We start from the raw sequence: 19378 nt of genomic DNA on the forward strand, positions 1-19378 counted from the left end.
TGCTAGTGGTGCGCCGAACCGCTCCGGTGTGGCTCGTGCCGTTCTCAGTGTCGGCGGGGACGATCCCGGGTCGGGATGTCGGGTACACGCTGTGGCGATCCGACGTGCCGAGGTCGTCGCGAAGGTCGAGCGGCGGGCGCTGATGCGTGGGCGGAAAGAGCGGGCCTCGCGACTCGTGGTGCGGATGTCGGGTACGAGCTTGCAGGCCGGAGGGCGAGAAGGGCTGGAAGAGTCGAGCATCTGACACAGTTCTCCGCGCTGGCCGAAGACGATCGCGGACCGGGGATGCCGGGCGCGTGCCATGGCGATCTGTGCCGGACTCGCCGCGTATACCGGCGACGTGGGCGGCGGTGCTGCGAGGCGGGATGAGCGGGCCGCGCAAAAGATGGCGCCGGTGTAACACTGCGAGCTTGCTGGCGGTGCGCGAGATCGCGCTGGATGAGGCGGTGCGGTGGACGCCCCGCGTCGGCGTCGGTCGAAGTCAGCTGCGGATCGGAACGTCGCGTACATCGATGGTGCGTCGGCCGTAATCGGGGTGCGGTTTCGGTCGGTACAGCGGGCGCGAAGCGCAATCGCGGCGGTGAGCGAGGTTTCGTGCCTGGTCAGGCCGGACGCGAGATACTGAAGCAGTGTCGGCTCGGGCGACCAGCGGAGCGGGCGGGAGCTCTGGATCGCGGATGGCGCGCCTGGGAAGCGCGCGGCCGCGGTGGCTCCCTGCCGCGGGCGGTCGTCGCGCGGCGAGGTAACGGCCGCGCAATCTGGCGTGCGTCGGGCGCAATATGGCGGCAACCGACTGGCTCTACCGTGACGGGGAGGCAGGAACGAGGTGAGACGTGGACCTGGACACGATCCGCGAGGTGGTGATCGCCCGCGAGCGAGCGGACCTGACCCTGCTCGGCGAGTCGGCCGCGGTGCTCGCCGGCGGCACCTTCCTGTTCTCCGAACCGCAGGATCAGCTGGTCCGCCTGGTCGACATCACGACCATGGGCTGGCCCGCCTTCGAGGCGGTCGACGACGGACTGGAGATCGCCGCGACCTGCACCTTGGCCGAGTTCGCCGGTGCGGCGCAGGGACATGAGCTGGGCGAGCCGGTCTTGCGCGACCAGTGGCCGGGGACGGCGCTGTTCGCGCAGTCATGCCGGGCGCTGCTGGCCTCACACAAGATCTGGCGCACCGCGACCGTCGGAGGCAACGTCTGTCTCGCGCTGCCCGCCGGTGCGGTGCTCGGCGCGCTGGTCGCGCTCGACGGCTTGGCGCTGGTGTGGGCGGCGGACGGCGTCGATCGCGGTATTCCCTTGCGGGACTTCGTCCTCGGTCCTGGATACACGGCCCTGCGGCCCGGCGAGGTTTTGCGCTCGATCTACCTGCCTCGATCGAGTCTGCTGGCCCACACCAGCTTTCGGAAGATCGCGCTTGCCCCACTCGGCCGGTCCGGTGCGGTAGTGATGGGGCGGCGGGATCCGGACGGCCGCAGTGCGGTCACCATCACGGCCGCCACGACCAAGCCGGTCGTCCTGGACTTCGCCGCACCGCCGAGCGACCCCGAGCTGCGGGACGCCCTCGGCGCGATCGATCCCACGCTCTGGTTCGACGACCCGCACGGTTCGCCGGAATGGCGCCGGCACGTCACCGGGCTGCTCGCCCGCGAAGTCGCCGGTGAACTACGGGAACGCGCATCATGACGCGGTTCGAGGTGGACGGGCAGCCTGTCGAGTTCGAGGCGCGACCGGGGCAGTGCCTGCGCACGGCCTTGCGCGAGAGTGGCCACCTGGCCGTGAAAAAGGGATGCGACGCGGGCGATTGCGGGGCCTGCTCGGTGCTGGTCGACGGAATGACGGTGCACTCCTGCGTGTTTCCCGCCTACCGCGCGGCCGGCCGTTCCATCACGACGGCTGCCGGGCTCGGGACGCCGGAGCACCCGCATCCGGTGCAGCGCCGATTCGTCGACAACGCCGGATTCCAATGCGGTTTCTGCACCGCGGGCATGGTCGTCACCGCCGTGGGACTGGAGTGCGCCCCGGATGGACCGCTCGGCGGACGCGAGAGCGAACTCGCCGAATTGATGAAGGGAAACCTGTGCCGTTGCACGGGTTACCGGGCGATCCGGGAGGCATTGGGCGAGCCGTCCACCCCGGACGATCCCGCCGCCATCGCGCTCGACCAGACGGTGACGACGGGCGCGGGCGCGGGCGTCGGCGCCATCGCCGGACCACGCATCGTCACCGGCAACGAGCCCTTCACCCTCGACCTGCCACAGGGCGAGCTCGCCGCCGATTCCTCCGCGGCGGACCGGCAGCGAACAGGCGATGCGGCCGACGGGCCCCCGGCCGCACCGCTGCATATCGCCGTGCTGCGGAGTCCCCACCCGCACGCCCGAATCCGATCGATCCACACCGCGCACGCCGAGGCGCTGCCGGGCGTGCACGCGGTGCTGACCTACGCCGACGCGCCGGACGTGGCGTTCTCCACCGCACGACATGAGCTGCGGACGGACGACCCCGACGACACCTACGTGCTGGACCGGACCGTCCGATTCGTCGGGCAGCGGGTGGCCGCGGTGGTGGCGGAGAGCCTCGCGACCGCCCGCGCGGCGGTCCGGCTGCTGCACGTCGACTACGAGATGCTGCCCGCGGTGTTCGACCCGCAGGAAGCGTTGCGAGCCGACGCGCCGAAACTGCATGGTGACAAGCCGGATTCGGCGCGCATCGACGATCCCGGCCGCAATCTGGTCGCCGAAGTGCACGGCGAGGTGGGCGACGTGGCGGCGGGTCTGGCGGCAGCGGCCCAGGTGGTGCGTGGTGTGTGGCATTCACCGCGCGGGCAGCACGTGCATCTGGAGACGCACGGCGGGGTCGGATGGCTGGACAACGCGGGCAGGCTGGTCATCCGATGCAGTACCCAGGTCCCGTTTCTGGTGCGCGCCGAACTGTGCCGCGTCTTCGGACTGCCGCCCGAGCGGGTCCGCGTGTTCGCGGCCAGAGTCGGCGGCGGATTCGGCGCGAAGCAAGAGATGCTGGCCGAGGACCTGATCGCGCTGGCCGTCCTGCGGACCGGCAGGCCGGTGCAGTACGAGTTCACCCGTTCCGACGAGTTCACCGCCGCGACCTGCCGGCACCCGATGCGGGTCGCCGTGACGGCGGGCGCCGACGCGAACGGAGTGCTGACCGCGCTGGCCGTCGACGTGCTCGCGGACACCGGGGCATACGGCAACCACAGCGGCGGCGTGATGTTCCACGGCGTCGGTGAGTCGGTGGAGCTCTACCGCTGCGCCAACAAGCGCGTCGACGCGCAAGCGGTCTACACCAACAACGTCCCCTCCGGGGCGTTCCGCGGTTACGGACTCGGGCAGGTGATCTTCGGGGTCGAGTCGGCGCTGGACGATCTCGCGCATGCGCTCGGCATCGACCCGTTCGAATTCCGGCGCCGCAACGTCGTGGTGCCCGGCGATCGGTTCGTCGGAGCCGCGGTGAACGAGGGCGACCTGATGTTCGGCAGCTACGGCGTGGACCAGTGCCTGGACCTGGCCGAGCGGGCACTTCTGCGGGGCAATGACGTGCACGCGCCCGGCCCGGAATGGCGCGTCGGCACCGGGATGGCCGCCGCGATGATCGCGACCATCCCGCCGCGCGGCCACCGATCGACCGCGACGGCGTCGCTGCTGCCCGACGGACGCTACGAGATCAGAGTCGGCACAGCGGAATTCGGCAACGGCACCACTACGGTGCACGCGCAGCTCGCGGCCACCGCGCTGGACACCGACGTGTCCCGCATCGTGATCCGGCACGCCGACACCGACCTGGTGGAGTACGACACCGGCGCGTTCGGCTCCACCGGCATCGTGGTCGCGGGCAAGGCCGTCTACGCCGCCGCTGGAGCCTTGCGCGGCTTGCTGCTGGCCAGAGCGGCCGAGCTATCGGGCGTCCCGGAGCACGACTGTGTGCTGATGTCCGGCGGCGTGCACTGCGGTGACCAGCTACTCGGCGCGTCCGAGCTGCTGGCTCCCGGCGACCTGACAGCGCGCGCCGACCACGCGGGCAGCCCCAGGTCGGTGAGCTTCAACGTGCACGCCTTCCGGGTAGCCGTGCACCCCGGCACCGGCTCGGTCCGCATCCTCCAATCGATCCAGGCGGCCGACGCGGGCACGGTTCTCAACCCGGTGCAGTGCCGCGGGCAGGTGGAAGGCGGTGTCGCGCAAGCCATCGGCACCGCGCTGTACGAGGACATGCGCAGCGACCACGGCGTGATGCTCACGCAGACCTTGCGGCACTACCACGTGCCGCAGTTCGCCGACGTGCCCCGCACCGAGGTGTACTTCGCCGAAACGGCCGACACCCTCGGGCCGCTGGGCGCCAAATCGATGAGCGAGTCGCCGTACAACCCGGTCGCGCCCGCGCTGGCCAACGCGATCCGCGACGCGGTGGGCGTCCGCCTCGACCGCCTGCCGATGACCGCGGACCGGGTGTGGGCCGCGCTGCGGAAGAAGGAGTCGCGATGACCAAGGTGCCCGAGCACGTCCGCGCCAGGATCGAGGCGATGCTCGACACGGTCGACGCCGAGCTGCGCCGGAGGTATCCGGGATCGAACGGCAGGTCGCAGCCGATCCACACGGTGTACGTTCCGGCCGATCGAGTGGCGGAGGAGACTCCGGCGGAATGGGGCGCGACCGCGATCGAATTGCTCGACCGCCACTACGATCTGCTGGCCACCTTCGACGACACCGGGTCGCTGCCCGACGTGCGCAAGCGGCTGGAGTTGGACCCGGTCCAGGACCTGCGCATCGACTTCGAGGACGGCTACGGCGTGCGCCCCGACCCCGAGGAGGACCGGGCCGCTATCGCCGCGGGAGCCGTGCTCGCGGCATGGTCGCGGCGCTCCGATGGCCCGCCGGTCGGAGAGTCCGCGACAGGAGGTGGCGCCGACGAACCTGACCCGGACCTCCGGCGCGGGCAGCACGTCGCCCGGCAAACCACCCCTGGTGCGCGGGGGCAGCGACCGCGCCCGGTGAGCAGCGGCATCCGGATGAAGGGCCTGGGGGTCGGTGAGCGTCGCCGTGCACTGCGGACCCTGGACCTGGTGCTGGAGAGCGCGGGCGGGGTGCCGGATGGTTTCGTCTTCACGGTCCCGAAAATTCGTGCGGCGCAGCAGGTTCCAGCACTGGTGCAGCTGTGCGTCGGGCTGGAACGCGGTTACGGCATCGCGGAGGGCAGTCTGCGGTTCGAACTGCAGATCGAGAGCCCGCAGGCGATTCTCGCCGCGGACGGCACCGCACCGGTGGCCACAATGCTGACGTTGGCCGAGGGACGTTGCAGCGCACTGCATTTCGGCACCTACGACTACACGGCGGCATGCGGCGTCGCCGCGCCGGACCAGGCGCTGGACCATCCGGCCGCCGACTACGCCAAGGCGGTCATGCAGGTCGCGGCCGCCCAGAGCGGGGTGTGGGTGTGCGACGGCTCCACCCAGGTCGTGCCCGACGCCAACCCCGAGGCCGCGCTGCGCAACCATCACCGCTTGGTCGCCCGAGCCCTGCGGCGCGGGTACTACCAGGGCTGGGACATGCATCCCGGTCACCTGGTCACGCGCTGGCTGGCCACCTACGACTTCTTCCGCCGGGCCATCGACGTGGCAGTTCCGCGGCTGCTGGATTATCTGGCTCGCCGCGGCCGCGACGTCATGGACGAGCCTGCCACGGCCGAAGCGCTGGCCGCCACGGTCCTGCGCGGCATCGACTGCGGCGCGAGGCCGACCGCGGGCGTACCGGAGCTGACCGAGACGGTGCTGCGCGCACTGGCGGCGCGCGCACCGATTCCGGAAGAGTCGACGTGAGGGAGCGTCAGCGAGTGAATCGGAGACGCAGCGCGCCGCCGCGCACGACGGAGCCGAGCGCCAGCGAGGCGAAGTCGTGAGCGGCCTACCGAACGGTGCGGCTCCGAACGACGCTGAAGGCGTGGCCGATCGCGGAGCGCCTCATCGCCCCGACCAGGCGCGGGCGTCCCACGAAGACCCAGGAGGCGCGATGCACGACGGCGTCGAGGACGAAGAGTTCACGCTGCTGCCGGATCTGGCGGTCCGCCCGCTCGGCGGCTCGGTGATCTGGGCCGATGACGAATTCTTCGCCGAGAAGGAGAATTTGATCAATCCCGGCCCCGCCGAGCATCGACCGTCCACCTTCGGGCACAAAGGCCAGATCTATGACGGCTGGGAGACCCGCAGGCATCGCGGGCAGCCCGGCGACGATTCCGCGATCGTGCGGCTGGGCGTGCCGGGCGTGATCCGCGGCATCGTGGTCGACACCGCGTGGTTCAAGGGAAACTACCCGCCCGCGGTTTCGGTGTCGGCGCTGGAGATCGAGGACTATCCTGCCGCGGAAACCATTGCCGCACGCGATGATTGGGTGATGCTGATCGACCGTTCCCCGGTCGCGGGTGACCGCCGCAACCTGTTCACCGTCGAGAACGAGAAACGCTGGACGCACGTGAAGCTGACCATGCATCCCGACGGCGGCGTGGCGCGGTTGCGGGTGCACGGCGAGGGAAGACCCGATCCGCGACTGCTCGGCCTCGGGCCGCTGGACCTGGCCGCGTTGGAGAACGGCGCGCTGGTGCTGGACTGCTCCAACCGTTTCTACAGTTCGCCCAATCAATTGCTCTATCCCGGCCTGGCCCGGTCCATGGGCGACGGCTGGGAGACCGCCCGCCGCAGGGACGAGGGCAACGACTGGGTGCGCATCCGTCTGGCCGGGCCGGGGCTGATCCGCCTCGCCGAGCTGGACACTTCCTATTTCCTGGGCAACAGTCCGGGCGCGGCCCGGCTCACCGGCCGCACCACCGACGGCACCGAACTGGAGTTGTTGCCGCGCACCGCGCTGCTGCCCGACACCAGACACCGATTCCCGATCCCGCCGATGGCCGCGTCGGTGGAAGAGGTACGCCTGGACATCTATCCCGACGGTGGGCTGGCGCGGTTGCGACTGTACGGAGAGCTCGGCGGATGAGTGGTCAGACCCGAAGGCGGCAGCGGAGCGTGACCACGGAGGGCTCCGCTCATGCGGGAAGGGACACAGCATGAGCGGTCAGGTCCGGGACTTCGTCGGTTACGGCCCGAACCCGCCGGACCCGCAGTGGCCGGGCGACGCGCGGATCGCGGTCCAGTTCGTGCTCAACTACGAGGAGGGCGGCGAGAACAGCGTCCTCGACGGGGACGCACATTCCGAGACGTTTCTGTCGGAAATGACACCTGCGGAAGCGTTCCCGAACCGCCACATGAGCATGGAATCGCTCTACGAATACGGCTCCCGCGCCGGACTGTGGCGGGTGTTGCGCGTCTTCGAGCGCCGCGGGCTGCCGCTGACCGTCTTCGCCGTCGCCCGCGCCCTACAGCGCAACCCGGAGGCGGCGGCCGCTTTCCGGGAACTCGGCCACGAGATCGCCTGCCACGGGCTGCGCTGGAAGTCCTACCAGCTGACCGACCGCGACACCGAACGAGCGCATATGGCCGAAGCCGTGCGCATCCTGACCGACCTGACCGGCGCCGCACCTCTGGGCTGGTACACCGGCCGCGATTCGCCGCACACCAGGGAACTGGTGGTGGAACACGGCGGGTTCGTCTACGACGCCGATTCCTACGCCGACGACCTCCCGTATTGGGTGCGGGTGCAGGGCCGCGACCACCTAGTGGTGCCGTACACCCTCGACACCAACGACATGCGCTTCGCCTCGCCCGCGGGCTTTCCGACCGGCGAGCAGTTCTTCGCCCACGTCCGCGACGCTTTCGACGTGCTCTATCGGGAAGGCGCGGAAGGCAGCCCGAAGATGCTGTCGATCGGGCTGCACTGCCGCCTGATCGGACGTCCCGCCCGCACCGCCGCACTGGAGCGCTTGCTCGACCACGTGCAGTCCTACGACCAGGTGTGGGTCACCCGGCGCATCGACATCGCCGAACACTGGCGCACGGTACACCCGGCGGGCCCGTCGGCCTGATTTGCTGGATTCCTCGCATCTCTCTCGTTGCCGGAATCGCGCATTCTCGATTGCCTGGTTCGCGGTAGTCCGCCGTTCGGCCGCACACTGGGCGGCGGTGAGCCGTGCGACGAACGGAGGCGGCATTATCGGTGGGGGTCCCGAACGGGTAGGCGCCTGGTTCCGGCGAGCACTTCGGCGGCGAGGTCTTCGTAGCCTTTCGCCAGATCATTGAGCTGGGTATGGACGGCGTGGAAAGCCGTCTCCAGTCCGTCGATCAGCATGGCGAACGCAAGTGCTGTGAGCTGGGCCATTCGGTCGATGATCTGTCCCAGCGTCTCGGTGTGCAAAGGTGCGTCCGGAGACGGAGCCGGTGTGCTCGAGGCGACCAAGTGGTCGATGGCGGCTACCCACCGCAGCCGCGCCCGATCGATCTGCCATGCTTCACCGTCCGGTCCGTTCATCCGGATCTCGTGCAGCTCAGCAAGTTCAACGGCCGCCGCCAGGATCGGGCTGTCGGTTGTCGGCGGCCAACCACGGCACGCCGCCAATAGCGCCTCCCGAACCGGAAGCGTGCCTTGGTCCGGTTGTGGCGTCACCAGTCCTCTCCCGCCGGTGCCGGCAGCCGTCGCACCCCGTCGGTCACTTGTGCGACCAGATCGTTGTATGGCGGCCGAAACCATGGTCTTCGTGGTGCATCGGCACGCCGTCGGGCAGTTCCAGACAACGCTTTATCGACCTCTGATCCGGTGGCATATGTCATTTCGCACACTGTGACGCGGCAGGACAGTCGAGACCAGACACGGGGAGGGGGTTGCATGAACGTTGCAAACGCATACACGCAGCGGTCATCACCTCCAACACGCGCCTGGTGCCGGTTGACGTCCGTCAGCTGATCTGGGTGCCCGACCAGCCGAAGCTGAAGCTGTGGCCCTTCGAGGTGCAGGTCAGCGCGCCTCGGCCGCCGCCGGTGCAGCTCGCGCCCGCGTAGTTGATAGTTCCGGCGATAGGTCGGCTGCCTGCGCGGCCGTGTGCACCGACCAGACCGAACGTCGGATGGGCGGGCAGGAACGGCAGATCAATGGAGAGGTCGTAGATGGTGAAGCCGTACAGGTTCGTGCCGAATGGGATATCGCACCCCACATCACCGTTCGGCCGGATAGCGCAGTTCGAACTGGCGTAGGCGAAATACACAGTGTCGCCGACGAGATAGTCCGCCGGATCTTGATTCGCGATCTGCGTCGGCGCGGCCGCGGCAACCGCGTTGCCTGCCATCGAGACAGCCGCCGCGGCAACAACAGCACCGAGCAACGTACGTGTTTTCACGGAATCTCCTTCTCTCCGGACTTCATTGGACCACCCACGGGCACAGAGAATATGGCGCACAGCACCGATCCGTCGTAAACGGCACGGACTCGGCATCGACTCTAGGGCGGCCGCGAACCAGGTGCTATCGGCTCTATGCCCCCAATTCTGGTGCTCTGGGTGGTGGATGCATGCCAGTGCGGCGTTCACGGTGTACGGCGCAGCTCATCACGCCTGCGCACAGTTCGCAGGCCGCACGCCTGCCCCACACTCTCGCCCTCCAAGACGTATTGCAAGGCGATGAGAACGAAGCCGAACAGCCATCGCCACAGCGTCTGCCAGAAGCGTGGGCGCCGCCCGTCCTTCCATCGCAGCACGCGCATCCCGAACAGGAGCTTGGCGACACTACCTCGGAACAGCAGGGTGCCGACCACATGGTTGACGAAGGACAGCGCGAGCACGCACACCACCCAGGCCGCGAGAAACGCCAGAGCGCCATCGGTGTCCGGAAAGACGCGCTGAGAGACACCGAGACCGACGAACAACACCAGCAAGCTGTCCGCTACCGCGGCCAGAGCCAGCCGGTTCTCCCCCGCCTCCTCCGGCACCCACACCTGCGACTGCTGATATCCCTGCGACTGCGGTCTGAAAGTCATTGTTGGGAATCCTGATTCGATACCGCTTGATGGAACCGCCGATCTTAGCGTTGGAAAGTGCGGTTTCCCGTCGGTGGGGCGGCCGGGGCCAGCACCGGCCAAGATGCGCGTGGACACGGGATGCCGCAGGGTCGGTCCGGCAGTCGGATTCGCTGCTGCTGTCTGCACAGCGGGAATTGGGCTGGCCGAGGAAATTGCCGAAATACCGCGGCTGAGCCGGTCAGCGGTCGTCCCCAGCCGCAACGTCATCCCGGATGTGATCTTCGAACGTAGAGAAATGGCTGTTGTCGGACCACTCGGCAGCAACCATTTTCCTACTGTGGATCGTGGCGCTTCGAAGTGGTGCGCTGGCGAAGGCATTCGCTCGTTAGCGTCCGCCGACCGGCGGGCCCACCCGTGCCGCGCACCCGACACGATCAAATGCCCGGCCTCGGCTGTGAGGGCTGCGATATTCCAGGTAGTTCCATTCGTACAAGACAGGAGCAGCGGATCGGTCGATCCTTGGCGTATGGATGACAAGACTGGGTTCCAGGCTCTGCTCGACAAATGGGCGGCGGCGATTGTCGCCAACGATGCCGACTCCATCGGCAGCTTCGCCACCTCCGACTGGATATTGACCGGCCCAGAAGGTGGCCCCGGCGACCGGGAAACGTTCCTGTCGCTCGTCGCCTCCGGCGATCTGACTCATTCGGAGATGGAGTTCGAACTGCTTGAAGTGCGGGTATTCGGTGAGGTGGCGGTGATCCTCGCGCACGGGACGAACAAAGGAGCTTGGCGCGGTGAGCCGTTCAGCTCCGATGAGTGGGTCACCGAGGTGTTCGTCCGCGAGGACGGCGCCTGGTTGTGCACGATGAGCGCCCTCACACCCAACTACGCTGCGCGCACTGCCTGATCCACATCAGACAGCGCGCGGGCCGACTAGGTTCTGTCTCGAAGTGGTGAGGGCGGGCGTGTGGCCTGCGATGATCGAACTCCCTGAGTCCCGCATCGAGACCGCGAGCAGGATCGCCGATTTCTCCGGATGCGCGATCGCCCACGACTAGAGTGCCATCCCCAATTCACCCTTGCCGAACCATCAGCTCCTGCTGGAGGAATCATCTCATTCTGGTCGTTGCCCGAGCTGGTCCCTGGGTTGGCGGAGCTGTCCGGCCGCCAGGTCGAGGACGGTGGTCGGACGCAACCCGCCCGGGAGTTGGAAGACCGGTCCAGGTCCGAAGTTGAGGGCGGCGTCGAGGTCGAGGGCCGCGTGGATGAGGGCGAGGTGGGTGAATGCCTGGGGGAAGTTGCCGACCTGGTGACCACTCGGGTCGATCTCCTCCGAGTACAGCCCGAGGTGGTTGGCATACGTCAGCATCTTCTCGAAGGCGTACTGGGCCTCCTCCAGGCGGCCGGCGCGGGTCAGGGCGTCGACGTAGAAGAACGAGCACAGCGAGAACGTCCCTTCCGATCCCCGCAGACCGTCGGGCGAGGCGCTCGGGTTGTAGCGGTAGACCAGGCTGTCGGTGACCAACTCTTCATTCATGGCGTCCAACGTGGACAACCAGAGCGGGTCCTTGGGGGCGACGAAGCCGACCAGGGGCATCAGGAGGTTGGAGGCGTCGAGCACATGGGTCCCCGGGTGCTGGGTAAAGGCGCGTCGCGAGGGGTTCCAGCACTTCCTCATGACCTGTTGGGAGACGGCGTCACGCGTGGATGCCCACCGCCGCACGTCGCCCGGCCGTCCCCGGGACTCCGCCATGCGGATGCCCCGGTCCAGGGCCACCCAGGACATCACCCGGCCGTAGGTGAAGTCCTGTCGTCCGCCGCGTGTCTCCCAGACGCCCTCGTCGGGCTGGTCCCAGTTCTCACACAACCAGTCGAGGACCTTCGTGAGCTCGAGCCAATCCTCGTAGCCGATCGCCTGGTACGGCTCGGCCAGGGCTATCGCGTCCATCACCTCGCCGTAGACATCGAGCTGGAGCTGGTCGGCCGCCCCGTTCCCGATCCGTACCGGGCGGGACCCCTTGTAGCCCTCGAAATGGTGCAGGGTCTCCTCGGTCAAATCCGAGGACCCGTCCACTCGGTACATGATCTTGAGCGGCCCGGAATCCACGCCGACCTGCTCCGAGACCCGATCGGAGACCCATTCCAGGAACGCCGTGGCCTCGTCGATGTAGCCCAGGCCCACCAGTGCGTAAACCGACGCCGAGGCATCCCGGATCCAGGTGTAGCGGTAGTCCCAGTTTCGCTCCCCGCCGAGCTGCTCGGGAAGACCTACGGTCGGCGAAGCAACGAGCGCACCTGTCGGCGCGTAGGTCATGAGCTTGAGCGACATGGCTGAGCGGTGAACCATCTCCCGCCACCGGCCCTGGTAGGTGCACTTGCCGAGCCAGCCCCGCCAATACCTGACGGTGCCGTCGAACAGCGCCATCGTCTCACCATGGGAAACCGGCTGTGGCGCTCGGCTTGCTGCAGTCTCCAGCAAGAACCCCCTGATCTCACCGGCCTCGAGGCTGAAGTCGAGTCGGACGCCATCGTCACCCGCGCGCTCCACGCCGGCGGCGCCGTGCAGAACGACATCCTGCCCGTTCGCGCGGAAGACGGCGCCTTCGCTCGTGAGCGACAACTCGTGGAGCTTTCGGGCGAAGTCGAAGCGCGGCTCGCACTCCAAACGGAAGGGTATTTCACCCCGCAGGCACCGCACTACCCGGACGATTTTGTGGTTCTGGCTCACGCTCGTCGGCTTGTCGACGGGCATGAAGTCAACGAGCTCCGCTATCCCGGCCTCGCTCATGAACCGAGTGATCAGGCACGCCGACTGCGGGAAGTAGATCTGGTTGGTCGTGGTGTCGTCACGTGTCGACGTGATCCGAAACCGCCCTCCCTTCCGCGCGTCCAGGAGGGAGGCGAAGATGCTCGGGGAGTCGAAGCGCGGGGCGCAAAAGAAATCGATCGTCCCGTCTTTCGCGACGAGGGCAGCCGTCTGCAGGTCTCCTATGAGGCCGTGGTCGCTGATGAGGGCGTAGTCGCTGTCGCTCACCTCGGGCTCCTCTGTGGCGGCTGGCGGACGCAGGTTGTGGGCCGATTACCATTCCCGACGACCGGCCTGACGATGCCCGGCGATGTCCTCCCACCAGCAGGGGGGTAAGACATGCAACGACAAGGCATGTCGAGGCCGTTCGTCCGTCGTGGGGGCGCTTGCGGATGGCCCTCCCGGATTGTGCATCCGTGTCTACGGGTTCCGGGTTGCTGCTTTCGCACGCTCGTCGGCGTACGCGCGGGCGTCCAGAGCATCCAGGACCGCGAGCCTGGCGTTGTCGACGACCCATCCGGCGTAGGCGATCGCGTCGGATGCGTCGGCCTCTGCGAAGTCGGCCTCCGTGGCGGCCATGTCCGCGTCGATCTGGTCGTTACGTTTGTCGATCTTGGCCTTGATGTCCTCCATCTTCGCGCTGGCATCGGCTCTCATCTGAGCCCACTTGCCCTGCCTTTGTCTGGCAGCCTCACCGACCTCCTGCTTCGCATCCGTCCGTTCGACGTCGACCTGAGCCTGCCCGATGCGTTGCTCCAGCTTCTCCCGTGACTCGGTGGCCGCGGCCCGCACCAGCGTGAGCCCGGCTGAGCTCCGCTTCTCCAGGCTCTCGAACTGCGTAACTAGATCCATTGGTCCTCCCTCCCGAGGTGTTGACAGGTCGGCCGGCATCCGGCAACCGCTTCTCCTAGCCAACTCGCCAAATACGAGCAGCGCATCACTCTCAGCGGATGAGACCGGCGACGTTCGTCCACGAGGTGAACTCTCGTTTGGAATTACTGCCCCCGCAGCTTTCGAAAGACACTTCTCCCCGGCCCCTTTGCCGGGACCACAGAGGCACGTCGCGGTCCTGTCCCCGCACTCTGGTGATGCGGACCACACTCGACTTGTGAAGGTGCTCACAGCCAGGAATGGGTGGACGTGTCATGCGTGCCCCGCTGGCGGTCCGCTAACAGTACGAGCGTTACGCTAAAACCGCACGTCAGAGCTACCGATGGGTAGATTTAACCTTTGCAATCCGGTGGCAAATTTTGCAGGGTTAGCAAAGGGGGTGGGAAACCTAGCTCAGATTCGCATTAGCAACAGGTAGACGCCCATTTCTTCGTGTGCCATCGTGTGGAAGTACACCCCCAGGCCATAGCAAGCCTGCGAATTGCCGCTCCAGCAGTTCGAGTTGTCTGCCAGCTCGAGCGTTGGGCATTCGACTGAACGAGGAAGTGGAGTCACAGATGTCGACCACCGGCACCCCGAAGACCGCTGCGGAGATCCAGCAGGATTGGGACACCAACCCGCGCTGGAAGGGCATCACCCGTAACTACACCGCGGAGCAGGTGGTGAAGCTGCAGGGCACCGTCGTCGAGGAGCACACGCTCGCTCGCCGCGGCTCGGAGATCCTGTGGGATCTCGTCAACAACGAGGACTACATCAACTCCCTCGGCGCCCTCACCGGCAACCAGGCGGTCCAGCAGGTCCGCGCCGGCCTGAAGGCCATCTACCTGTCCGGTTGGCAGGTCGCCGGTGACGCGAACCTCTCCGGTCACACCTACCCCGACCAGTCGCTGTACCCGGCCAACTCGGTTCCTGCCGTGGTCCGCCGCATCAACAACGCGCTGCTGCGCGCCGACGAGATCGCCAAGGTCGAGGGCGACACCTCCGTCGCCAACTGGCTGGCTCCGATCGTCGCCGACGCCGAGGCCGGCTTCGGTGGCGCGCTGAACGCCTACGAGCTGCAGAAGGCCATGATCGCCGCCGGCGCCGCCGGTGTGCACTGGGAGGACCAGCTGGCCTCCGAGAAGAAGTGCGGCCACCTGGGCGGCAAGGTGCTGATCCCGACCCAGCAGCACATCCGCACCCTGACCTCCGCGCGTCTGGCCGCCGACGTCGCCGGCGTGCCGTCGGTGATCATCGCCCGCACCGACGCCGAGGCCGCCACCCTGATCACCTCGGACGTCGACGAGCGCGACCGTGAGTTCCTGGACGGCACCCGCACCCCCGAGGGCTTCTTCGGTGTGCAGAACGGCATCGAGCCCTGCATCGCGCGTGCCAAGGCCTACGCCCCCTACTCGGACCTGATCTGGATGGAGACCGGCGTGCCGGACCTCGAGGTCGCGCGCAAGTTCGCCGAGGCCGTCCGTGGCGAGTTCCCGGACCAGCTGCTGGCCTACAACTGCTCGCCGTCCTTCAACTGGAAGGCCCACCTGGACGACGCGACCATCGCGAAGTTCCAGCGTGAGCTCGGCGCGATGGGCTTCAAGTTCCAGTTCATCACCCTGGCCGGCTTCCACTCGCTCAACTACGGCATGTTCGACCTGGCCTACGGCTACGCCCGCGAGGGCATGACCGCCTTCGTCGACCTGCAGGAACGCGAGTTCAAGGCCGCCGCCGAGCGTGGCTTCACCGCCATCAAGCACCAGCGTGAGGTCGGCGCGGGCTACTTCGACACCATCGCCACCACCGTCGACCCGAACACCTCCACCGCGGCGCTCAAGGGCTCCACCGAAGAGGGCCAGTTCCACTGATCCGACCGGCCGCGCCCACGGGCGCGGCAGCCGGTGCTAACCGAGGGAAGCGAGGTTTCCCGACGTGAATACCGACCATCCTCTACTCCGGTAGGGGTGTACTGCCCTCCCCGCTGAACAGCCCCGGCGGGGAGGGCATCCCTATACCTTGGACCATCGAAGGGCGCTCGCTCATACCGGAGCGGCACCTTCGCAGACCAGCCACCCCAGAGCCAGACAACCCAGCAGGAGCGGGACGTGAGCAGCGAAAAGATCCAACGCGTCGGGATCATCGGCGCCGGACAGATGGGCGCAGGAATCGCGGAGGTGTGTGCACGCGCGCACGTCGACGTGCTGGTGTACGAGCAGACCCGGGAACTAGCTGCCGCGGGCCGCGCCCGCATCCTGCGGTCCCTCGATCGTGGCGTGAGCAGCGGCAAGATCACCGAGCGCGAGCGCGAGCAGGCCGCATGGCGGCTGCGCTTCACCTCCGACCTGGGCGACTTCGCCGACCGCCAGCTGGTGGTCGAGGCGGTGCTCGAGGACGAGAAGGTGAAGACGAGCATCTTCGCCGAACTCGACAAGGTCGTCACCGACCCGTCGGCGGTGCTGGCCTCCAACACCTCCTCCATCCCGATCATGAAGATCGCGGTCGCCACGGCGAACCCCGAGCGCGTGGTCGGCATGCACTTCTTCAACCCCGTCCCGGTGCTGCCGCTGGTCGAGCTGGTCACCACGCTCAAGACCAGCGAGTCGGTCTCCACGCGGGCCGAGGCCTTCGCCGGCGACGTGCTCGGCAAGCAGGTGGTGCGCTCGGCCGACCGCTCCGGCTTCGTGGTCAACGCGCTGCTGGTGCCGTACCTCCTGTCGGCCATCCGTATGGTGGAATCCGGCTTCGCCACCAAGGAGGACGTCGACAAGGCCATGGTGCTCGGCTGCGCCCACCCGATGGGCCCGCTGGCGCTGACCGACCTGGTCGGCCTGGACACCGTGAAGTCCATCGCGGACTCGATGTACGCGGAGTTCAAGGAGCCGCTGTACTCGGCCCCGCCGCTGCTCATGCGTATGGTCGAGGCCGGGCTGCTGGGCAAGAAGACCGGAGCGGGCTTCTACCAGTACAACAACCGCTGACTGTGTTCGATTTGCAGTGCCTGCGGCGCTGCGTGTTCGTGGCCCCGGGAAGTCTCGCGTTCGAGCGTCCGCTGCTCGCGCCTGCGGCGCATGCGCATCGGACACTCGGCCGCGAGACAGGCCACGAACGGTGCTCGTAAGACCACGCACCGGCGGGGCTGGGAAGGTGGTCGCCGGACGGCTGGTATCGGCGTTCGCCCACACAGCGTCCCCCTTGGCGGTGCGGTAACTCGCAGTTGGGAGGCTGAGACTCCGATCGACCGGCCGGTGTCCGTGGTTCGGCTACACAGCCGGACCAGCGGTTCCGGATCTCGATGGGGAGAACCAAGCAGAACTCGGTGTTGCTGAGCCGGTGACGACAATCGGCATAAGCTGCAAAGGGCCGGGCCGTGTGCGCGCTCGGCTGAATATCCAGGGCGTTGCGCTGGGTGTACCCGCCGGTACCGGCGGCGTCGCGCAGGTGATCGAAAGGGAATCCCGCTCATGGTGAACGTGACCGACGGCTACGGATCGAGCATTCTCGGCTATCCCAGGATCGGGCCGCACCGCGAGCTCAAGTGGGCGCTGGAGTCCTACTGGCACGGTGGAATCGACCGCGAGGAACTGCTGGCGGTCGGGCGCGAGATCCAGGAGACCCAGTTCAACGAGCTGGCCGCGACCGGCCTGACCCAGGTTCCGGGCAATACCTTCTCCTTCTACGACCACGTGCTGGACAACGCACTGCTGTTCGGCGCGGTGCCCAAGCGGTTCGAGCCGTACCGGGAAGACCTGCACCCGCTGGATTTCTACTTCCTGATGGCGCGCGGACGCCCGGACCTGCCGCCCCTGGAGCTGGTCCGGTTTTTCGGCACGAACTACCACTACCGCCAGCCGGAACTGGACGCCGACACCGAGTTCTCGTTGCATCCCGAGGCTTTGCTCGACGAATTCGACCGGGCCAAGCAGCAAGACATCGAGCTGCGGCCGGTCGTTCTCGGCCCGGTTTCGCTGCTGCTGCTGTCCAAGGCCGGGCACATCCCCGGCGAACCCGGCGGGTTCGAGACCCTGAGCCTGCTGGACAAGCTGCTGCCGGTCTACGAGGAGCTTTTCGAGATTCTCGCCAAGCGCGGCGCCACGTGTGTGCAGCTGGATGAGCCCGCGTTCACCAGCGAGCGCACGCCCGCCGAACTGGCCGCGTTCGAGACCGCCTATCACCGGCTGTCCAAAGCGCCGCTGCGCCCGCGCATGCTGGTCACCGGGCAGTACGGCGATTTCGGTGCAGCGTTGACCATCCTGGCCGATACCGGTGTCGAGGCGATCGGCCTGGACCTGGCGAGTCATCGGATGCGTCCGGAGGATCTGGCGAAGGTGCCCGGCATCCGTCGCAAGCGCCTGTACGCGGGCGTGATCAGTGGCCGCAACGTGTGGCGCGCCGACCGGTACGTGACGCTGGAATACCTCAACGAGCTCGCCCAGGTGTGTCCGGACCTGGTCGTCTCGACCGGGACCACGCTGCTGCACGTGCCCTACGACCTGCTCATCGAATACGACATCGAGGGCAATGTCGCCGACCGGCTCGCGTTCGCGAAGCAGAAGGTGGGCGAAGTGGTTTCGCTCGCCAAGGCGCTCACCGAGGGTCCGTCGGAGAAGTGGCGCAAGCGGCCCACCGAGGTGCACTTCAAGCAGAAGCACGCGGTGCGGCAACGGGTGTACGCGATCACGTCGGACATGCGCTCGCGCGAGCCCTACGAGGTGCGCCGGGAAGCGCAACAGCGCAAGCTGAACCTGCCGCCGGTGCCCGCGACCACGCTCGGGTCCTTCCCGCAGACCACGCAAATCCGTCAGGCGCGCTACGAACTCGGTCAGGGACGGTTGTCCTACGACGAGTACCGCAAGCGGATCGAGGCCGAGATCGAGGCGACGATCCGGCTGCAGGAGGACATCGGGCTGGATGTGCTGGTGCACGGCGAGCACGAGCGCAACGACATGATCCAGTACTTCGCCGAGCTGCTCGACGGCTTCGCGACCACCCATTTCGGCTGGGTGCAGGTGTACGGATCCCGTTGCGTGCGGCCGCCGATCCTCTACGGCGACGTGTCGCGGCCCGCGCCGATGTCGGTGGAGTGGATCAGCTACGCGCAGTCGCTCACCGACAAGCCGGTCAAGGGCATGGTGACCGGGCCGGTCACCATGCTCGCCCGTTCGTTCGTCCGGCAGGACCAGCCGCTGCACGAGACCGCCGACCAGGTGGCGCTGGCCATCCGTGACGAGGTGGTGGACCTGGAGAAGGCGGGCATCTCGATCATCCAGGTCGACGAGCCCGCGATCCGGGAGATGCTGCCGCTGCGCCCGGAGGGCAGGGCGGAGTACCTGCGCTGGGCCGTCGGCGCGTTCCGGCTGGCCACCTCCGGTGTGCAGGCCGAGACCCAGATCCACACGCACATCGGCTATTCCGGCCGCGCCGAGGTGGTCGACGCGATCGAGCAACTCGACGCCGACGTCACCGCGATCGTGGCGACCCGCTCCATCGATTGGGTGCTGCGGGCGCTGAAGGAAGACTGCGCCTCCGGGCACGGGCTCAGCCACGGCGTCGGCCCCGGCGTGTACGAGAGCCGGTCCGCGCGCATTCCGGACATCGACGAGCTGGATGAATTGCTCACCGCGGCAGCCGAAGCGGTGACGCCGCAGCGATTGTGGGCTAATCCGGACGGCGGTTTGAAGACTCGCCACTATTGGCAGCTCGAGCCGTCGCTGCGGAACATGGTCGCCGCGGCGCGCCGCATCCGCAGGCGTGTCGAATCCGCCGAAACCGCCGAGTGAGCTAGGCGCAGCTCCGCCCCG

The 19378-nt window shown here is 67.6% G+C and carries 15 protein-coding genes; 10 read left to right on the forward strand and 5 right to left on the reverse strand.

What is annotated here, in order from left to right:
• Positions 1–91 precede the first annotated feature (91 nt).
• The 6 genes from IU459_RS10260 to puuE all read left to right on the forward strand — a co-directional run bounded on the left by IU459_RS10260 (position 92) and on the right by puuE (position 7979).
• On the forward strand, positions 92–244 hold the full coding sequence (locus IU459_RS10260; protein WP_195129248.1) for a hypothetical protein: 153 nt from the start codon (positions 92–94) through the stop codon (positions 242–244).
• 589 nt (positions 245–833) lie between these two features.
• Positions 834–1682, forward strand: a complete 849-nt coding sequence (locus IU459_RS10265) for an FAD binding domain-containing protein (RefSeq protein ID WP_195129249.1) — start codon at positions 834–836, stop codon at positions 1680–1682.
• Positions 1679–4495 (forward strand): molybdopterin-dependent oxidoreductase, encoded by a 2817-nt coding sequence (locus IU459_RS10270; RefSeq protein ID WP_195129250.1) that lies wholly within the window; start codon positions 1679–1681, stop codon positions 4493–4495. Before IU459_RS10265 ends, IU459_RS10270 begins: the two co-directional genes overlap by 4 nt.
• Positions 4492–5826, forward strand: a complete 1335-nt coding sequence (locus IU459_RS10275) for a DUF6986 family protein (protein ID WP_228837681.1) — start codon at positions 4492–4494, stop codon at positions 5824–5826. Before IU459_RS10270 ends, IU459_RS10275 begins: the two co-directional genes overlap by 4 nt.
• Positions 5827–6016: 190 nt before the next feature.
• The gene (gene alc / locus IU459_RS10280; RefSeq protein ID WP_195129251.1) at positions 6017–6994 is read left to right on the forward strand and encodes an allantoicase; all 978 of its coding nucleotides are present in this window, start codon (positions 6017–6019) and stop codon (positions 6992–6994) included.
• Between the two features lie 70 nt (positions 6995–7064).
• Positions 7065–7979, forward strand: coding sequence for an allantoinase PuuE (gene puuE, locus IU459_RS10285; protein ID WP_195129252.1), 915 nt, complete (start codon positions 7065–7067; stop codon positions 7977–7979).
• Between the two features lie 125 nt (positions 7980–8104).
• Here puuE and IU459_RS10290 read toward each other — a convergent pair whose 3' ends face one another.
• From IU459_RS10290 to IU459_RS10300, 3 genes are all read right to left on the reverse strand, one after another.
• Positions 8105–8557: a DUF4254 domain-containing protein gene (locus IU459_RS10290; protein ID WP_195129253.1), complete on the reverse strand. Its 453-nt coding sequence runs from the start codon at positions 8555–8557 to the stop codon at positions 8105–8107.
• A gap of 289 nt (positions 8558–8846) precedes the next feature.
• Positions 8847–9284 carry a hypothetical protein gene (locus IU459_RS10295; RefSeq protein ID WP_195129254.1) on the reverse strand — a complete coding sequence of 146 codons (438 nt, stop codon included), beginning with the start codon at positions 9282–9284 and terminating at the stop codon, positions 8847–8849.
• 185 nt (positions 9285–9469) lie between these two features.
• Complete coding sequence (locus tag IU459_RS10300) at positions 9470–9919, reverse strand: RDD family protein (RefSeq protein ID WP_195129255.1); 450 nt, start codon at positions 9917–9919, stop codon at positions 9470–9472.
• A 508-nt stretch (positions 9920–10427) separates the two neighbouring features.
• On the opposite strand from IU459_RS10300, the gene IU459_RS10305 reads away from it, so the two are divergent.
• Complete coding sequence (locus IU459_RS10305) at positions 10428–10811, forward strand: nuclear transport factor 2 family protein (RefSeq protein ID WP_195129256.1); 384 nt, start codon at positions 10428–10430, stop codon at positions 10809–10811.
• Positions 10812–11018: 207 nt separating this feature from the next.
• Here IU459_RS10305 and IU459_RS10310 read toward each other — a convergent pair whose 3' ends face one another.
• Both IU459_RS10310 and IU459_RS10315 read right to left on the reverse strand, forming a co-directional pair.
• Positions 11019–12938: a glycoside hydrolase family 15 protein gene (locus tag IU459_RS10310; protein WP_195129257.1), complete on the reverse strand. Its 1920-nt coding sequence runs from the start codon at positions 12936–12938 to the stop codon at positions 11019–11021.
• A gap of 192 nt (positions 12939–13130) precedes the next feature.
• Positions 13131–13562 (reverse strand): hypothetical protein, encoded by a 432-nt coding sequence (locus tag IU459_RS10315; protein ID WP_195129258.1) that lies wholly within the window; start codon positions 13560–13562, stop codon positions 13131–13133.
• A gap of 596 nt (positions 13563–14158) precedes the next feature.
• Here IU459_RS10315 and aceA point away from each other — a divergent pair.
• The 3 genes from aceA to metE all read left to right on the forward strand — a co-directional run bounded on the left by aceA (position 14159) and on the right by metE (position 19357).
• A complete protein-coding gene (gene aceA, locus IU459_RS10320; protein ID WP_195129259.1) occupies positions 14159–15448 on the forward strand; it encodes an isocitrate lyase in 1290 nt (429 codons plus the stop codon).
• Between the two features lie 237 nt (positions 15449–15685).
• Complete coding sequence (locus IU459_RS10325) at positions 15686–16558, forward strand: 3-hydroxybutyryl-CoA dehydrogenase (RefSeq protein WP_195129260.1); 873 nt, start codon at positions 15686–15688, stop codon at positions 16556–16558.
• 483 nt (positions 16559–17041) lie between these two features.
• On the forward strand, positions 17042–19357 hold the full coding sequence (metE, locus tag IU459_RS10330) for a 5-methyltetrahydropteroyltriglutamate--homocysteine S-methyltransferase (RefSeq protein ID WP_195129261.1): 2316 nt from the start codon (positions 17042–17044) through the stop codon (positions 19355–19357).
• Positions 19358–19378 lie beyond the last annotated feature (21 nt).

This window comes from Nocardia amamiensis (assembly GCF_015477605.1).
GTDB classification, from domain to species: Bacteria; Actinomycetota; Actinomycetes; order Mycobacteriales; family Mycobacteriaceae; genus Nocardia; species Nocardia amamiensis_A.